Origin of the sequence: Micromonospora sp. DT41 (assembly GCF_049841715.1) — a bacterium.
Lineage (GTDB): Bacteria > Actinomycetota > Actinomycetes > Mycobacteriales > Micromonosporaceae > Micromonospora > Micromonospora profundi.
Genome location: NZ_JBNCKU010000004.1, coordinates 398,738 through 415,241, shown reverse-complemented (window position 1 = coordinate 415,241; position 16,504 = coordinate 398,738). Strand labels below are relative to the sequence as shown.

15 protein-coding genes and 5 tRNA genes are annotated in these 16,504 nt (G+C 72.3%); 9 read left to right on the top strand and 11 right to left on the bottom strand.

The genetic code is table 11. The features are described from left to right. Positions 1-20: 20 nt before the first annotated feature. Positions 21-674 carry a response regulator transcription factor gene (locus tag ACLQ23_RS10480; protein WP_355597158.1) on the top strand — a complete coding sequence of 218 codons (654 nt, stop codon included), beginning with the start codon at positions 21-23 and terminating at the stop codon, positions 672-674. 31 nt (positions 675-705) lie between these two features. Here the strand turns inward: ACLQ23_RS10480 and ACLQ23_RS10475 are convergent, their stop codons facing one another. The 5 genes from ACLQ23_RS10475 to ACLQ23_RS10455 all read right to left on the bottom strand — a co-directional run bounded on the left by ACLQ23_RS10475 (position 706) and on the right by ACLQ23_RS10455 (position 5,279). Next, positions 706-1,533: an ABC transporter permease subunit gene (locus ACLQ23_RS10475; RefSeq protein ID WP_355597136.1), complete on the bottom strand. Its 828-nt coding sequence runs from the start codon at positions 1,531-1,533 to the stop codon at positions 706-708. Next, positions 1,530-2,462 (bottom strand): ATP-binding cassette domain-containing protein, encoded by a 933-nt coding sequence (locus ACLQ23_RS10470; protein ID WP_355597134.1) that lies wholly within the window; start codon positions 2,460-2,462, stop codon positions 1,530-1,532. Before ACLQ23_RS10470 ends, ACLQ23_RS10475 begins: the two co-directional genes overlap by 4 nt. Positions 2,463-2,551: 89 nt before the next feature. After that, entirely contained in the window at positions 2,552-3,388 is an 837-nt protein-coding gene (locus ACLQ23_RS10465) for a polysaccharide deacetylase family protein (RefSeq protein WP_355597132.1), read from the bottom strand. 22 nt (positions 3,389-3,410) lie between these two features. After that, positions 3,411-4,601 carry a cytochrome P450 gene (locus ACLQ23_RS10460; RefSeq protein WP_425735412.1) on the bottom strand — a complete coding sequence of 397 codons (1,191 nt, stop codon included), beginning with the start codon at positions 4,599-4,601 and terminating at the stop codon, positions 3,411-3,413. A gap of 9 nt (positions 4,602-4,610) precedes the next feature. Next, positions 4,611-5,279 (bottom strand): class I SAM-dependent methyltransferase, encoded by a 669-nt coding sequence (locus tag ACLQ23_RS10455; protein WP_355597130.1) that lies wholly within the window; start codon positions 5,277-5,279, stop codon positions 4,611-4,613. A gap of 150 nt (positions 5,280-5,429) precedes the next feature. On the opposite strand from ACLQ23_RS10455, the gene ACLQ23_RS10450 reads away from it, so the two are divergent. Next, positions 5,430-6,308 carry a hypothetical protein gene (locus ACLQ23_RS10450; RefSeq protein WP_231639976.1) on the top strand — a complete coding sequence of 293 codons (879 nt, stop codon included), beginning with the start codon at positions 5,430-5,432 and terminating at the stop codon, positions 6,306-6,308. An 80-nt stretch (positions 6,309-6,388) separates the two neighbouring features. Here the strand turns inward: ACLQ23_RS10450 and ACLQ23_RS10445 are convergent, their stop codons facing one another. The 3 genes from ACLQ23_RS10445 to ACLQ23_RS10435 form a co-directional block, all read right to left on the bottom strand. Continuing rightward, positions 6,389-9,319 (bottom strand): M36 family metallopeptidase, encoded by a 2,931-nt coding sequence (locus tag ACLQ23_RS10445; RefSeq protein ID WP_355597128.1) that lies wholly within the window; start codon positions 9,317-9,319, stop codon positions 6,389-6,391. Positions 9,320-9,543: 224 nt separating this feature from the next. After that, on the bottom strand, positions 9,544-10,125 hold the full coding sequence (locus tag ACLQ23_RS10440; protein WP_355597126.1) for a TIGR03086 family metal-binding protein: 582 nt from the start codon (positions 10,123-10,125) through the stop codon (positions 9,544-9,546). A 71-nt stretch (positions 10,126-10,196) separates the two neighbouring features. Beyond that, positions 10,197-10,799, bottom strand: coding sequence for a TetR/AcrR family transcriptional regulator (locus tag ACLQ23_RS10435; protein WP_355597124.1), 603 nt, complete (start codon positions 10,797-10,799; stop codon positions 10,197-10,199). 388 nt (positions 10,800-11,187) lie between these two features. Between ACLQ23_RS10435 and ACLQ23_RS10430 the strand changes: the two genes are divergently transcribed. The 3 genes from ACLQ23_RS10430 (at position 11,188) to ACLQ23_RS10420 (ending at position 11,450) form a co-directional block, all read left to right on the top strand. Then, a tRNA-Gly gene (locus ACLQ23_RS10430) sits at positions 11,188-11,260 on the top strand. Positions 11,261-11,294: 34 nt separating this feature from the next. Further along, positions 11,295-11,365: transfer RNA gene (locus ACLQ23_RS10425), tRNA-Cys, on the top strand. Positions 11,366-11,378: 13 nt separating this feature from the next. Beyond that, positions 11,379-11,450: transfer RNA gene (locus ACLQ23_RS10420), tRNA-Val, on the top strand. Positions 11,451-11,527: 77 nt separating this feature from the next. On the opposite strand, the gene ACLQ23_RS10415 is transcribed toward ACLQ23_RS10420, so the two are convergent. Together ACLQ23_RS10415 and ACLQ23_RS10410 are read right to left on the bottom strand one after the other, a co-directional pair. Further along, on the bottom strand, positions 11,528-12,262 hold the full coding sequence (locus ACLQ23_RS10415) for a GNAT family N-acetyltransferase (protein WP_355597122.1): 735 nt from the start codon (positions 12,260-12,262) through the stop codon (positions 11,528-11,530). Positions 12,263-12,408: 146 nt separating this feature from the next. Further along, positions 12,409-12,651 (bottom strand): DUF6458 family protein, encoded by a 243-nt coding sequence (locus tag ACLQ23_RS10410; protein ID WP_355597120.1) that lies wholly within the window; start codon positions 12,649-12,651, stop codon positions 12,409-12,411. Between the two features lie 149 nt (positions 12,652-12,800). Between ACLQ23_RS10410 and ACLQ23_RS10405 the strand changes: the two genes are divergently transcribed. The 4 genes from ACLQ23_RS10405 (at position 12,801) to ACLQ23_RS10390 (ending at position 15,331) form a co-directional block, all read left to right on the top strand. Next, positions 12,801-12,873: transfer RNA gene (locus ACLQ23_RS10405), tRNA-Gly, on the top strand. Between the two features lie 48 nt (positions 12,874-12,921). After that, positions 12,922-12,996, top strand: a tRNA-Val gene (locus ACLQ23_RS10400). Positions 12,997-13,341: 345 nt separating this feature from the next. Further along, positions 13,342-14,190 (top strand): alpha/beta hydrolase, encoded by an 849-nt coding sequence (locus ACLQ23_RS10395; protein WP_355629112.1) that lies wholly within the window; start codon positions 13,342-13,344, stop codon positions 14,188-14,190. Positions 14,191-14,341: 151 nt separating this feature from the next. Further along, positions 14,342-15,331 carry an NAD-dependent epimerase/dehydratase family protein gene (locus tag ACLQ23_RS10390; protein WP_355629115.1) on the top strand — a complete coding sequence of 330 codons (990 nt, stop codon included), beginning with the start codon at positions 14,342-14,344 and terminating at the stop codon, positions 15,329-15,331. Positions 15,332-15,356: 25 nt separating this feature from the next. Here the strand turns inward: ACLQ23_RS10390 and ACLQ23_RS10385 are convergent, their stop codons facing one another. Continuing rightward, positions 15,357-16,331, bottom strand: a complete 975-nt coding sequence (locus ACLQ23_RS10385) for an Acg family FMN-binding oxidoreductase (RefSeq protein WP_355597114.1) — start codon at positions 16,329-16,331, stop codon at positions 15,357-15,359. Positions 16,332-16,504 lie beyond the last annotated feature (173 nt).

Below are 16,504 nucleotides of genomic sequence, written 5' to 3'. Positions count from 1 at the left end.
ACACCGACACGGCACTGACGCTGCCGATCCGGGTTGTCCTCGCCGACGACGAGGCGATGATCCGGGCCGGTGTCCGGGCGATTCTCGCCGCCGATCACTGCATCGAGGTGGTCGCCGAGGCCGGTGACGGGCGGGCGGCGGTGGAACTCGTGCGGGCGCACCGACCCCATGTGGCGTTGCTGGACATCCGGATGCCCCGGCTGGACGGGTTGACCGCCGCCGCCGAGATCCGCCGGGTCGCACCGGACACCGCGACGATCATGCTGACCACCTTCGGTGAGGACGACCATGTGGCCCGCGCGCTCGGGCACGGCGCGAGCGGGTTCCTGCTCAAGGCAGGCGACCCGCGGGAACTGATCGCCGGGGTGCACGCGGTCGCCGACGGCGGTGCCTATCTGTCGCCCCGGGTGGCCCGCCGGGTGATCGAGTTGGGCGCCGGCCGGCTGGCCCGCCGACCCGCCGCGCGGGACCGTACGGCCGGGCTTACCGAGCGGGAACGGGAGGTGCTGGCGCTGGTGGGGGCGGGGCTGTCAAACGCCGAGATCGCCCGCCGGCTGCACCTTGTGGAGGGCACCGTGAAGAGCTATCTGACAAGCATCTTCACCCGGTTGGACGTGCGTAACCGGGTGCAGGCGGCGATCGTGGCGTACGAGGCGGGGCTTGTCGACGGGTGAGCGGGGGCCGGGTCGGGCCCCCGCTCACCGGTCAGGCGTCGCGGCGGCGCAGCGCGGCCCGGCCCAGCAGGAGCGCCGCGCCGGCCCACCCGGCGAGCAGCAGCAGACCGACCGCGCCCGGGTAGGGCTCGGTGTCGCCAGCCATGAAGTGCCCGCCTGCCACGCCGGGGAAGACGTCGGCGATCCGGTTCAGCACGGCGATGTCCGGCTCCATCAGCGACAGCGGCACGATCATCAGGATGGCGAACAGCACGGTGATCGTGAGGACCGCGCTGCGCAGTGCCGCGCCGAGCCCCAGCGCGAGCACGCCGACAAGCGCCAGGTAGGTCGCCACCGCCACGATGTCGCCGATCGTGTCGGCGGCCGGCGCGCTGCCCCATTCGCCGAGCGTCGGTCGCGCGACCAGGGCGCCGACGCCACCGAGCAGCAGCCCGAGAGCGAAGGTGACAGCTCCGGCGACCACGGCCTTGGCAAGCAGCACGCGACCTCGTGCCGGGGTGCACTGCAACGTGGTCCGGATGGTGCCGCTTGTGAACTCGGCGGTGATCGCCAGCAGGCCCAGCGCCAGCACCGCGTACTGGGTCAGCTCGACGGAGTCGATCACCACGCTGCCGACGGTGACGATTCCCCTGTCGTCGAGCGGGTCGTCGTTCGTGTTGTCGTTGGCCGCGTAGATGGCCAGTTGGAGTGCGCTCGCGGCCATCACCACCAGCCCGGCCAGCATCGTCCACCAGGTGCTCGGTACCGAGAACAGCTTGGTCCACTCGGCGGCCACCGCACCGCGGAACGCGGCCGGGGCGCCCTGGGACGCGGTCGGCTCGGCGGCGGGGCGGACACCCGCGACCGTGTTCGTGCTCATCGTGCGCCACCTCCGGTTCGGCCGCCGGCGTACTCGACGCTGTCGGCGGTCAGGTCCATGAACGCCTGCTCCAGCGATGCGCCGTGCGGGCTCAGTTCGTGCAGCCGGATCCCCAGCTCGTACGCGAGGTCTCCGACCCGGTCGGCGGTCGTGCCGGTCACCGTCAGCTCGTCGTGGTCGGCGGCCTCGACTGTCGCCCCGGCTGCGGTGAGGCGCGCGGCGAGAGCGGCCAGCCCGTCGGCGTGCGGGCTGCGGACCCGGACGGCGACAGTGCTGCCGGCGACCACGTCGCCGATCGGCGCGTCGGCGAGCAGTCGTCCCCGGCCGATCACCACGAGTTGGTCGGCGGTCAGCTGCATCTCGCTCATGAGGTGACTGGAGACGAAGACAGTGCGCCCTTCGTCGGCCAGGGAGCGCATCAGCTGCCGGACCCAGCGCACCCCGTCCGGGTCGAGCCCGTTCACCGGCTCGTCGAACATCAGTACCGGGGGGTCGCCGAGCAGCGCGCCGGCGATGCCGAGCCGCTGGCCCATGCCGAGGGAGAGGGTCCGTCCGGCCTTACCGGCGGGGCGTCCGTCCAGCCCGACGGTGTCCAGCACCTCGTCCACCCGGCGGGCGGGGATGCCGTTGCTGCGGGCCATGGCCAGCAGGTGCGCGCGGCCGGACCGGGCCGGGTGGATGGCGCGGGCGTCAAGCAGCGCGCCGACCTCGTGCAACGGCCGGCGCAGATCCCGGTACGCGCGCCCGCCGACGAGCGCCTGCCCGGCGGTGGGGCGGTCCAGCCCGAGGACCATTCGCATGGTGGTGGACTTGCCGGCGCCGTTGGGGCCGAGGAAGCCGGTGACCCGGCCGGGCGCGATGTCGACTGTCAACGCGTCGACGGCTGTGGTCTCCCCGAACCGTTTCGTCAACCCACGTAATGTGATCATGCGCTGACGCTAGGCGTTCGGCCGGCTGCTCCACCGCGCCCGAACGGCACCACAGCACCCTGACTTTGGTCAGGTCGGCGACGACTCGATCACCTGATGTAGTCGGTAAGCAGCGCGGGTGTGAGCCCGGCCCGGTGGATCGCCTTCAACGCCGCCAGCAGGTCGTCCATGAGGGCCGGCCGGAAGTGCATGAGCAGCACGTCGCCGGGCTGGACGACCTTCTCCGGCGTCTGGTAGCGCACCTTTCCCTCGTGAACCGTCTCGGACCAGTGCAGGACGGCCTTCGCGCCGCAGTCGTGTGCGGCCCGCAACGTGGTGGCGTCGTGGTTGCCGAACGGGGCACGGAACAGTGTGGGTCGCTTGCCGAACAGCGACTCCAGCTTGTCGGCAGCGCCGCAGATCTCCTGCCGCTGGTACGCGTACGACCGGCCGGCCAGGGAGGTGTGCGAGATGGTGTGGTTCTCGATGATCCCGCCGACCGCCTCGATCTGCCGGAAGTAGTCGGTGTGCTCCTGTGCCGCTGGTGAGTTGAGGAACATCGTGACCGGGATCCGCGCCTCCCAGATGAAGTCGATCACCGCGGGCGGCCGGGCCAGCCCACCGTCGTCGATGGTGATGAAGGCGACCTTCTGGTCGATGGGCAGGCGGTGCCAGTTCGGCGCCGGACCGTTCGGGGGGAGCTGCACCGGCTGCGGCGGCGGCGCCTCGGGAAAGGTCGGCACCTGGGACACGTACCACTCAAGGGTTCCGGGGGTGGGCGTCGGGGACGGTGAGGCCGACGGCGTGGGGAGCGGGGCGGCCGACGTCGGCGTGCCGGTAGGGACCCGCCGGGCCTGCAACACCGGGCCGGCTGTGCAGGCACTCAGCGCCAGCAGGGCCAGAAGTGGTACGGCGGCGAGGATCCGGCGAGCAGGGGTCGCTGACACGCCCGGAAACCTACCGAGTTGATCAGGATTCGGTGAGCCCGGTGTTAGCCGGAGCGCGCCGGATCACGAACGCGTCGGGCATCCGGAAGGTCAGATTGTCCGGACACCACGGTGGGCGGATCACCGTCACCCCGTCGAGCAGTGGCGCGGCCTCCGCCACCACGACTGCCGCCTCCATCCGGGCCAGCACGTCCCCGACGCAGCGGTGCGCGCCGGCGCCGAACGCCAGGTGCCGGCGCGATCCGCGCTGGCCGGGGCGGAACTCGTCGGGTGACTCGACGACCGCCGGGTCCCGGCCGGCGCGGGCCAACCACAGCACCAGGCTCGTGCCCGCCGGCACCGGCTGCCCGGCCAGCAGCCCGTCGGTGGTGGCCACCCGGCGCCAGGTCACGATCGGCGGCTCCAGCCGCAGCCCTTCCTCCACCACGTCGGCCACCGCCACCTCGCCGCTACGCAGCCCGGCCCGCACGGCGGGTTCGCCGGCCAGCCGGTGCAGCAGCAGGGTGAGGAACTGCGACGTGGTCTCCTGGCCCGCGACCAGCAGGAAGAAGAGCGCGCCGACCACCACGTCCGGCGGGTGCCCGGCCGTACGCAGTTCCGCGGCCAATCCGCCGCCGGTGGTCGCGAAGTCGCGCAGCACACTGTGGAACCGGCCCACCTCGGCGGCGAGCGCCAACTGACGGTCGGCGTCCAGCGGCGCCCAGAACAGCTCCAGCGCGGCGCGGGCGAACTCCTTGACCGCGCCGACCGGCGTGTCGGGCAACTCGACAAGCCGGGCCAGCACCAGCAACGGCAGGTCGGCGGCGAGATCCGCGTACAGGTCGACGGGCTGCCCGCCGTCCAGCGCGGCGGTCAGCCGGGCGACCCGGTCGCGGACCAGCGCGGTGAGCCACTGACGCTGCGCCGCGACCCGGGTGGGGTGCAACGCGGCGGCGACGATCGCCCGGATCTGCGGATGACTGGCACCGGAGTTGTTGGCGAGCGTCGGCGGCAGCCGGAACCGGTGCCCGGCGAGCACCCGCAGCGCTGTCACAGGCATTGGGGTCACCGCGTCCAGCGCGTTGTCCGGCCGGTAGGTCGCCGGGTCGGCAAGCACCTGACGGACCAGCGCGTGCCGGGTCACCACCAGATGGCGTACGCCGACGTGGTCGACCACCGAGGCGACGTCCGGCCAGGGTGACTCGACCGCCGACGCCCAGCTGCGGAACAGCACGCCGACACGCTAGCTGGCGGCCCCCGGCAGGCCGGCCCGCAGCTGCCAGACGGTGGTGCGCTTCACCCGCACGCTCTCCAGTGCCTCCGTCACCGGCACGTCGAAGCTCGCCAGCTCGTCGAAACGGTCCCGGGGCAGGAACGCCCGCCCGGGGTCACCGACGAGCGCCGGGGCACCGGCTCGGGCGGCGCGCAGCAGGAACCGCAGCACCCGCCGGGCCATCGCCTCGCTGTAGAAGACGTCCCCGGCGAGCACCACCTCGGCGTCACCGGCGTCGCCGTCGAGGATGTCGCCGAACTCGGCGTCGACGCGTACCCCGTTGGCCTTGGCGTTGAGCGCGACCGCCGCCACCGCCAACTCGTCGACCTCGACGGCCCGCACGGACGCCGCGCCGGCCCGGGCGGCGGCGATGGCCACCAGGCCGGAGCCGGAGGCGAGGTCGAGCACACGGCGGCCGGCCACCAGCTCCGGATGGTCGGTCACGTAACGGGCGAGCGCCTGACCGCCGGCCCAGGCGAAGGCCCAGAACGGTGGCGGCCGGTCGGTGGAGAACTCACCCTCGGTCAGCTCCCACAGGCCGATCGGTTCGTCCGCCTGGTGCAGCCGCACCTCGGGAACGAACGCCACAGGGGCGAGCCGGGCGTGCAGCCGGACGAAGGTCGTGGAGAGTTCGGACACGCTGGCGATTGTCCCAGCGGCCGACCGCCGGGCGTGTCGCGGGGCCGGGTGACCGGTTCACCACGTTCGGTGATAACACGCACTGTCTCTGCCGCCCGGTGCGAACACACCCGTCTGTTCGGGTCGACCGCGCGCTCCTAGCGTTGCGTGGTGGAGACGACCGAACGGAGGGCGGCAGTGGTGACGGTGTGGCGAAAGGCGCTACAGGTCGGGGTGGTGCTGGCCTGTCTGAGCGGGGTGGAGCTGGCCATGGCCGCTCCGGCGCAGGCGGCGTTCGCCACCGAGTTGAGTGGGCTGCCGGCCCAGTTCACCGCCGGCGACCAGGTACGGACGCTCTCCGCAGTGGTCTCGCGGACCGACCGGCGCGGCGGCTGCGTCAAGGTCCGCTGGTCGATGGTGCTGAGAGTGCAGGGCATCCGGCTCGATCAGGTGAAGATGGACCGGGTGGAGGAGACCGGCGAATTCCCGCTGGAGATCCGTACCGACGGGGACGTCGCCCGGCTCACCGACCGGCAACTCGACCCGGGCACGCTCTGCCCGGGCCGTACCGTCACCGCCCGTTACCGGGTGGCCTTCGCCGAGGACGTCACCCGGGGCCGGGTCACCCTCGCCGCCGAGGCGTACGACGTGAACCTGCGCCTGTTGGCCCGGCAGACGGCCACCCGTTCCGTGGTGGGGGTGGCACCCAGCCCGTCGGCGCGTCCCACCGAGACGCCGCCGGAGCCCACCGATCCCGCGAGCGAACCCGCCGACGCCAGCACCCCTGACGACGAGCCCGTCGTGGAGCAACCGGTCGACGCCGCCCCACCGGCCGCCGGCGCGGGCCGACCTGTCGCGCAGACCGGCGGGTTCGGCGTGGTGCAGGCAGCGTTCCTGCTCGGTGCCCTGCTGCTCTCGCTCGGGTTGGGCCTGCTGCTGCGGCTGCGCCACCTCACCAGGGCCGCACCCGCCGGAGCCGGCGAGCAGCCGGCGGACCGACTCTGGGAGCGGCCGAATCCGCCCGACCGGTGGCGACCGTTACGCCGCTGACCTGCGGATCTTCGGCGGCGGCTCCCCGCCACTGAACCGAGGGCGTCGGGGCCGGCGGAGGTCCGCCGGCCCCGACGGTGTCACTTCGAGAACGCCTGGAACTCGGCGATCCGGACCTGGCCGCGGGCCGGGCTGGCGGTCGCGCAGTCCGTCGTCGTGGCCGGGTCGTCGTCCTGCTCACCCGCGTAGTGCGGGCCGCCGGTGCACTGGCTGGCCAGTACCTCCAGCCGCAGGTGCGTGGCGAGCGTGGTGGGCACGGCGAACGTCCGGAGGTTGATGTCCCGGCTGTACGCCCGGTACGCCCCACCCGGGAACGCGTCGTCAGCGCTCGTGTAGATCCGCTGCCAGCGCGCCGGATCCGCGCAGTCGGTGGTCTTCGCGTTGCACGCCGACACCGCGAACGACCGCAGCGCGCTCAGCGCGTTCTGACTCCCGGTGTCGGCGTCCCCGGCGATCGCGGGGCGCAACATCGCGCTGACGTTGACGCGCTTGACCGCCTGCGGGGCGTCCCCGGGCAGCGCCACTGTGACCTGCTTGCCGGCCACCCCGTCCAGGGAGGCCCAGTTCGTCGCCTCGGTGTCGTCGGCGATCCGGTCCAGGTTGACCCCGTCGCCGCTGATCGTGGCGCCGGACGCGGTGGACGCGAGGTTGCGGCTCATCCGCAGGTCGACGTACCCCTGCTTGCCGGCAGTGGCGACCACGCTGAGCCGCTGGTGACCGAAGCCGGGCGCGACGGCGACCAGGTCGTACGTGCCGGCCACCATCTCCACGGTGTCCGGGATGGGCGTGGCCGGGTCGGTGTCGGCGATCGGCACGGCCCGCGCCTCGTACGCCCCGACGTACACCCGGATGGGCGCGTCGGCGCTGTCGCCGCGCGGACGCAGGGTGAGTGTGGCGTTGCCGCCGCTCGGAGAGGCGAAGCTCGGCGTCGGATCGGTGTCGGCGGCGCCGTTGGTCGCGGCGTCCCGGCCCATTCCGGAGCGGGCGAACTCGGCCCAGATCAGGTCCTGGTTCGCCCCGCCGAAGCGGAGCAGGTCGGCGGTGAGCATGTTGTCCCGCATGTCGAGCATGCTGACCTGGCTGGCGGCCTGGAGCAGGAACGAGTCGAAGACCAGCTGCGACCAGCGCCGGTTGCCCGGGCACTTGTCGGCGGCGACCTTCCCCAGCGCGCACTCCAACTGTCGCTGCGGCGTGCCGAGGCCGTACCGCTTGACGAGCGCGGACCGGACCCGGAAGTTCGTGGCGCCCCAGATCTCCCCGTCGGCGTGCACGGCCGGGCCGCCGGTGTTGTAGCCGATGTCGGAGTAGTTGAGCGGGCTGCGGCTCAGGTCGTAGTTGCGGATGCCGCTGACCAGGTTGCCGGTGACGTACCCGCCGGTGACGAACGGCGACTCGCCGGGGGCGCGCAGCCCGTGCTGGAAGAGGTACTCGGCGGCGAGCAGGTCACCCCACGACTCGCCCATGGCCCCGCCCTGGTGACCGCTGATCCCGCTGTCCGGGCCGGCGATCATCCGGTTGGTGATCGCGTGGGTGTACTCGTGGCCGATCACCGTCATGTCGTAGTCGCCGTCGACGCACGGCGGGTACGGGCCGCCGGCCTGCGGCTGCCACAGATACATGTTCGTGGTCGGCGGCAGCCCGTCGCGCGGGGTGCCCTGGTTGGCGTTGTTGCGGTTGCCGGTCAGCGCGCCCTGCTGCGCGCGGCCCTGCTCGGCGTCACCGCCCAGCCCGTCCGGCGTGAGGTTCACCGCCTGGAGGTTCCACGCCGACTCGGTGAAGCCCAACTGGTACGACCAGTCGTGCATCCGGTTGTGCATGGCGAAGAGGTTGGCGATGGACGCGTCCGCGTCGTTGCGCTGGGCAGAGGTGAACACCTCCGGGTTGCACTTCGCCTGGTGCCACTGGTCGGTGAACGGGTACTCGTAGCGGCGGTCCGGGCTGGTGGGCGCCGGGACGGCCGGAGTGCCCGCACCCCAGGAGAGCACTGTGTTCGCCGAGTTGCCGCGCGAGGTGAAGGTGGGCGTGCCGGTGGCCGCGTCGACGTCCCACGGCTGACCGGTGGCGGGGTCGCGGAACGCCGACTGGCAGCCGGGCGCCGGGTCGCCGCACCAGCGCACCCGCGGGTCCTGTCCGGGGCCGAGATCGCGGGGCGGGGTGGCCGGGAAGACCGCCCAACTCGGGTTGTCCGAGTCGTAGTCGACGAGATCCTCGCGGACCAGCACCTGGCCGGTGATGCCGTCCACGTAGCTGGTGAACGCCGCCGGGTGATCGGCGTCCGCGCCGATCAGCGTCACCTCGTAGGCGGCTCGCGGTCCTTCCAGCGGGGTGGGCACTGCCACCTCGCGCACCGTGTGACTGGCCACCGCGTCGGCGGTCAGCTTGGCGTCGGCGAGCGCGGCGGCGTACGCCTGGTCGGCGCTGCGGGTGGCCGGCGCGGGCGCGCTCGTGTCGCGGGCCAGCGACGAGCTGACCGAGAGCACCGATCCGGCGCTTACCGCGAGGGTGACAAGGCCGTCCGGCCCGGCCGGTAGGTCGCCGAAGCGCTGCCGGAGGGTCACCACGGCACCGGTGCCGATCGGCCGGACCAGTACCCGCTCCAGGTCGGCGACAGTGGCGGCGTCCATTCCGAACAGGTCGCGGTTGGCGGCCAGGTACGCGCGGGCGGCGGCCTCCGGGTCGGAGGGCAGGCCGGTGGCGAGTGGGGCGTGGCCGGGGCCGAGCGCCTGCGGGGTGCCGAGCTTGTTCCACCGCACGTCGGGGTCGGCGGCGCGGGCCAGGCCGCGTTGGCGGGCGTCGGGTGCGGCAGTACCGGCGCGGTTGTCGACGTCGGCGCTCTGGTGGCCCTCGGCGAACGGCCCGGACGACCGCTGGGCGGATGGCGCTGCGCTGGTGGGGGCCGCGGTGCTCGCGCCGGTGGGCAGCAGCGCGGCGGCGGTCGCCGTCGCCGCCAGGACGGCGATGAGCCGGCGTCGACGCCGGCTCATCGAGGGTGACCACTGGGATCGTGGCACGGGACCTCCTCGTGGGAGTGGAATGGCCGGCGGGCCGCCGGCCGGCGTTGCGCGGTGACGCATGCGCATCTGTGGATATCAGCCGGTCGAGGGCGCGGCAAGGCCCGGCCGCCGACGCGCCGGGTATTTGCGCGGGTCGGGGCTTACCGTGAGGTGTTTCGACGCCCGACCGACGCCCGACCGCCGACGCGCTCAGCGGGCCGTGCTCGGCCGGCGGGCCGTGCTCAGTCGGCCGGCACCCAGTCGGGGTCGCGGCCGAAGGCGGCCAGCAGGCGGTCCTGCTCGTCGGCGTCGGCGGAGAGCCGCACCGCGTCGTGGACCAGGTTGTTGCTCCGATAGGTGTCGACCTGGCCGGCGAACCACCTGGCGCACACGTTGACCGCGTCGGGTTCCAGGCGAGGCTCGGCGCCGATCGCCACCGCCAGGTCCCAGCCGTGCACAAGGTGCTCGGCGAGGAGCTGCTGGATGTACTCGGCGGCGGGGGTCGCGCCACTGGAGAGGTGCACGGTTCGGTCGATGGTGCCGGGGTGGGTGGCGGCGATCTCCGCCTGTGCTGTCGCCTCCCGCGCCGCCGTGGCCGGGTCGTCGCCGAGCTGGTCGCCGTCGAACCGGTCGCCGACCTCGTCGATGGTGCGGCCGGCGAGCAGCGGGACGCTCCACCTGTCCTCGCTCACCACGTGGTTGACGAGCGCGCGGACGTCCCAGCCGGGGCACGGTGTCGGGTCGGACCACTGGCCGGGCCCGACCTGGTCCACCCGGTCGACGAACTCGGCCAGGCTCCGGCAGTACGCCTCCAGCAGATCCATGGTGCCGATTGTTCCGGTCGACGGGGCGCTCCGAGCCGTTTTGGCTGGCCCGGGTGGGGGAGCAGGCGTGCTCAGTCCAGCACGACCGGGTCCAGGCCCAGCTCCCGGGCGGTGACCAGCCGGACCCACTCGCCGAACTGCCGCCGGGAGATCACCCGCTCGTGCACGGCGAGCTGCACGGCGAGGCCGTCCATCACCGCGCTGATCCGCCAGGCGGCCCCGTCCGGGTCGGCGCACTCGAAGGTGCCGTCGGCCACCCCGGCGGCGATCACCGCTGCGAGGTCCTGCCGCCAGCGCAGGTCGAGTCGGCGGGAGACCTTCTCCATCTCGGGTGTACGCAGCGACTCGGACCAGCCGTCGATCCACATCGACCAGGAGGTGGCCCGCCCGGCCGGGGTGTAGAGCTTCAGGATGCGGCGGAGCTTGGTCAGCGGCGGGGCCGACGAGCGGGTCACCGCGTCAAGCCGAGCCAGATCCTGCTCGACCGCGTACGCGAACGCCTGCGCGAGCAGCCGTTCCTTGGTGGCGAAGTGGTAGAAAACCAGCGCCTGGCTCACGCCAGCGGCCTGCGCCACGTCGGCTGTCCGGGTGTTGGCCAGACCGCGCTCGACGATCACGTCGCACGCGGTGCGCAGCAGGGCATCCAGGCGGATCTCGGCCGCACGTCTCGTCACGACCGTTACCGTAGCCCATCCATCCGAACACGAACAGTGACCATCGCCGTCCCATTCACCCAGTAGCAGTCGGAAGCCGGACACTTACTTAGCGTGTCTTTTGTCGTTCTTCGGGAGGTGTCCGTCGAGGCCCCAGGCGCTTGTCGATGCCCCGAGCCCGTTGCTGAGCTGCGCCTCAGCGATCTCGGCCCGTCTGACGCCGGAAGGTGCGGAGGGTGACGATCGAGGAGCTTCCAGACCAGCCACCTAGGAAGCCTGCCGGTGATGACCGGTTCGAGCACATCTTCGCCCGCCGACCGGCAGGACGCGCCGAGGTGACCCCGAGTTGGCAGTCGTTCGACGGCTCGGCTAAAGTTCTCATCCGTCACCCGGGAACGTCCGGGGGCGTGCGGACGTAGCGCAGCTGGTAGCGCATCACCTTGCCAAGGTGAGGGTCGCGGGTTCGAATCCCGTCGTCCGCTCGGAGATGCCGCCACGCATGACGGGGGCAACCTCGGTGGGGTGGCCGAGAGGCGAGGCAACGGCCTGCAAAGCCGTGTACGCGGGTTCAAATCCCGTCCCCACCTCGGTAACAAGCACGGGCGATTGGCGCAGTGGGAGCGCGCTTCCTTGACACGGAAGAGGTCACTGGTTCAAACCCAGTATCGCCCACAGGATGGATAGGCAGTCAGATCAGCCCGTTACCGGATTTCCGGTAACGGGCTTTCTGCTGCGCCAGCCGCACCGGCTCAGAACGTCAGCAGCCGGAACTCTGCCACCTGTCGGAAACCGAGGCGGCGGTAGACCGGCTCGCCGATGGGTGACGAGGTGAGGGCTGCGGTGCGGGCGCCCCGCTCGCGGGCCACGTCGAGAGCGGCCCGGGTCATGGCCGCGCCGATGCCCCGCCGTCGTTGCTCCGGCTGCGTACCCACGAAGTAGAGCATGGCCAGGCCGTGGCTCAGCCAGGCGACAGCCGTCCCGACGATCCGGCCGTCGTCGAGGCGGCCGGCCAGTCTGATCACCGTGCCGTCGCCGGCGAACGCCTTCTCCCGCTCGATGGTCGCCGGCACGTCGTGCGGAGCGATTCCGGACACCCGGGCGTAGGCCGAGACGAACGCCGCCAGGTCGGTGGTTGCGGTGATGTGCAACCCGGCCGGCGGCGCGGCATCGGCTGCCTCCGCGATCGGCGTGGTCATGATCGGCATGCGGGCGATCTCGGTGGCGCCGACGGAGACCAGGCCGTCGGCGGTGCCGGCGTTGCTGTCTGGGCCGACCCACCAGATCCGGGGTACGCCGTGCAGGCGCTCCCGGGCCTCGGCGAGCGCGTCCCGCGGTGTGCGCCCCGCGACGCGCAGCACCCCGTTGAGGGGCGCGTGCGGCACGTCGCTGCGGTAGGTCGGGAGGTCGTCGCCGCCGACCACGCCGACGTTCCATCCGAGCAGGTACGCCCGATGCGCTGCCAGCACAGTGTCGAGAGCTTCCACGACTCGCGATCGTAGCGCGCCCCGCCCGACGCGTTCACCTGCGCAAACCCGCCGCCGGGGAGGCCTGCGCGGGGCAGCGCGGAGCCCGGATCACGCGCGAACGGGTCGGCCGTCTCGATCGAGGCGGCCGACCCGCAGGGCGATCCTCACAGTGGAGGGGCGACGTCCCGCCGCTCCTCGACCCGCCGGTATTCCACCGGCTGCTCCTCGGTGGTGACCACCTGACGGCGACGACCCCAGATCAGCGTGGTCATGATGAGGCCGAGCACGCCGGCGCCCATCAGGATCCAGCCGACCACGTCGAGGTCGATGCCGCCGACGCTGGCGTCGAGCGCGAAGGTGAGGATCGCGCCGAGCGCGATCAGGAAGATGCTGGTGCCGATACCCACGACAGCCTCCTTAAGGGGGTGTGGTGCGCTGTCGAGGTTCATCAGTACCCCGAGGTTGAGCAGAGCAATCGCCAATGCTTGAGGGGGCCGCGCCGGGCGATCTTGGCATCGGGTAGAGTTCGACTGTCACCGGCGCTTGTCGGGGACGTGCGGACGTAGCGCAGCTGGTAGCGCATCACCTTGCCAAGGTGAGGGTCGCGGGTTCGAATCCCGTCGTCCGCTCGCGATTCGCCTCTCAGGGCCTGGCTCCTTGAGGCAGGCGGTCACCACGGGCGATTGGCGCAGTGGGAGCGCGCTTCCTTGACACGGAAGAGGTCACTGGTTCAAACCCAGTATCGCCCACCACATTCTTTCTGATCAAAGGGCTGGGCCTTCGGGTCCGGCCCTTTGTCCGTCGGCGACGCCCGCATCCGTTCGGCGTGAGCGGGGTGGCATCGGTTGAATGACCTAACCTCGCCCCTCGACGGCCCTGGCATGACGATCATCCGGCCGTGTCGACACCGCCCAAAGTGGTGGGAGACCGCTCCACCCACGCAGATACGACGGTCACCAGCGGCGTGATCCGCAGAGATGGATGACTGATTCCCGGTCGGCTGCGCGCTGCGAAGGTCGATCCACCGCCGCAACGGTGGGATTGCTACCTGGCCGAACGGTACTCGCGTATTCGGTCCTTCCTGGAGGGTGTTACCGATGATCAGTTTTCGGATGTCCAAGCTTCTGCCGACCGCGCGGCGGAGGGCGGTCGTGGCAGCGGCCACCGCCGGTGTCGTGGCGGTCGCGTTGGTAGCCGGTTCGGCAAGCGGGGCCGGGCAGCGTCCGACGGCGAAGAAGCCGACGATCGTGCTGGTGCACGGCGCGTTCGCCGACGCCTCCAGCTGGAACGGCGTCGTCAAGCACCTCAAGCGGGACGGCTATCCGGTGATCGCCCCCGCCAACCCTCTGCGTGATCTGCAGAGCGACGCGGAGTACGTGCGTTCGGTTGTCGACAGCGTTTCCGGGCCGGTGGTGGTGGTCGGCCACTCGTACGGTGGCTCGGTGCTCAGCGAGGCGGTCGCGGGCGACCGGGACGTCAAGGCACTGGTCTTCGTTGCCAGCTTCATGCTGAAGCCCGGCGAGAGCACGTCCGACCTGTCCGGGATGTTCCCCGGCAACGAGTTGGCGGTTTCACTGGACGAGGTGCCCTTCCCGACGTCCGGTGGCGGCTCCGGCACCGACCTCTACGTCCAGCAGCGGAAGTTCGGCGCGGTCTTCGCCGGCGACGTTCCGCGGGACATCGCGGACGTGATGGCAGCCACCCAGCGGCCGGTCACCGCGGCGGCGTTGAACGGTAAGGCGACGAAGGCCGCCTGGACCAGCATCCCGTCGTGGAACATGATCGCCATCGACGACCTTGCCATCCCGGTGAAGGCCCAGCGCTACATGGCCAAGCGGGCGGGCGCGCACACCGTGGAGATCAAGGCGTCGCACGCCGTAACGGTGTCCCGGCCGCAGGCCGTGGCGAACCTGATCGACAAGGTGGCGCGCTCGACGAGCCGTTGACCCTGAGTCGACAGTCCACACGCCGCCCGGCTGGATGACCCCGGCCGGGCGGTGCTGCCGTCGACCCCGCCGGGGCGGCCGCACACCCGAGGGTTCTGCCACGGGCAGATCCGCTACCGGTTTGCCGCCCCTTGCCGGAAGGGTGGGGCGGATGAGGCTGCTGATGCTGGGCGGTACGGGTTTCGTGGGCGGGGCGACGGTCGCCGAGGCGGCCGGTCGCGGCTGGTCGGTGACGGTGTTCAACAGGGGTGTGCACGGCACGGTTCCTCCCGGCGTACACCGGTTGCGGGGTGACCGGACCGCGCCGGACGGCCTCGCGGCTCTGGCGGGCGGCGAGTGGGATCTGGTTGTCGACACCTGGGACGGCGCTCCGCGCGAGGTGCGGGACGCGGCCCGCGCGCTGGCCGGCAGGGTCGGGCACTACACCTACATCTCCAGCGGATCGGTGTACGTGGCGCCCCCGCCGGTCCAGGCAGGCGAGGAGGCACCCACTGTGGATGCCTCCGCCGACGCCACCGACGGCGACTACGCGCAATGCAAGGCGGGTGGGGAGTTGGCCGCGACGGAGGTCTACGGCGAGCGTGCCCTGCTGGTCCGCGCCGGGCTCATCCTCGGCCCAGGGGAGGACATCGGCCGGTTGCCGTGGTGGCTGCAACGGGTGGCCCGCGGCGGCGACGTGCTGGCGCCCGGCCCGGCGGACCTGCCCGTGCAGTACATCGACGTGCGGGACCTGGCCGGTTGGACGCTCGACCGGGCCGCCGAAGGGGTCGGTGGCGCGTTCAACGTCATCAGTCGTACCGGGCACACCACGATTGGCGAACTACTGGCGTCGGTCGTCGCGGCGACCGGCTCCGACGCCCGACTGCTGTGGACCGACCCGGAGCCCATCCTGGCCGCCGGTGTGGTCCCCTGGAACGACCTGCCGATCTGGATTCCGCCAGGTCACGAGTTCCGGTGGTTGCAGGAGCGCGGCGTGGAGAAGGCGTACGCGGCGGGGCTCACCTGCCGCCCGGTGGCCGACACGGTCGCCGACACCTGGCGGTGGTTACGCGCCGTCGGGTCGGTGCCGCCCCGCGCCGGCCGCCCGGCCCGGGTTGCGGTGGGGCTGGACGCGGCGCGGGAGGCGGCGTTGCTCGCCTGACCGGCTGGGCCGGCGGCGCCCGGTCTCAGGCCTGCACCACAGGCAGGTCCAGCACCTCGTCGACGCTCCGACGCGGAGTGGGCCGACCCGGCTGGCCGTACCCGATCCGCAGCACCATCTGCGGTGTGCCGAACCGCCCCAGCGACAGCCGCAGCTGCTCCCGCGCGGTGGGCACCTCGATCGGCTGGGACAGCATCGACACGCTGAGCCCGGCGTCGGTGGCGGTGAGCAGCAACCGCTGCATGGCCTGGCCCGCGATCACCTGGTCCACTGCTGTGTTGCCGACCGAGCCGAGCACCCCCACCAGGGGTTCCGGCTCGAAGTCCCGCCCAGGTGCCCGGTCCCGGCCGCCGAAGCCGCGCGTCGGCAGTACGTCCTGCGGCTCGCCCTGCGGGCCGCCGGCCCGGACGGGCACGCCGTCCGGCGCGGGCTCCCGGCGCAGCCACGCCTCGCGTTCGGCAAGGTAGGCGGGGTCGCGCTCCAGCACCCGGTGCGCGCTGCGGGCGATCTCACCGAAGGCGGCCACCGCGCTCACCCCGATCACCAGCTCCAACCAGCCCTGCTCGGCGCGGGCCGCCTCGCCGAGGCGCCACCGGACGTCGGCAGGCACCGGGTCCGGCCAGAACGGCAACCGGTTGCTGAACCGGCGGGGGATGGCAGAGTGCAGGCTCTGCTCGGCGGGGGTGGGGCGGCGCGGAACGTCGGGCACCAGCCGGGCCAGCAGGTCCGGTTCGGCGGGGTCGGGGCGCAACCGCACCTGGGCCGGCGTACCGGCGACGGCAAGTGCCATCCGCAGGTTGAACAGCGCCGCGCCGCAGGCGATCCGGACACCCCACCCGCTCGGGTCGGTAGCCGGCAGCCGGCGGGCCGGGTCGGCGAGCACCTCGATGCCGCCGTCGCGCAGCCGCAGCCGCCACGGCTGGGTGTTGTGCAACGACGGTGCCCGAACCGCGTCCACGGCGGCGGCCCGTAGCTGGTCCGCTGTGTAGCCGACGTCCATGGCGATGCTCCCTTCCCGGTGGGCCGACGGCGAGGAAACGCCGTGACCGGTGACGTCTCTACGGTCCGTCGGTGGGGTGCCCGCTGAGCAGGGCCTTACGTCCCGATCCGGTGGGCCCGACCGACCCTGCCGGGCTTTCGGACGCGCCGCACTAACGTGTTACGGCGGGTCGG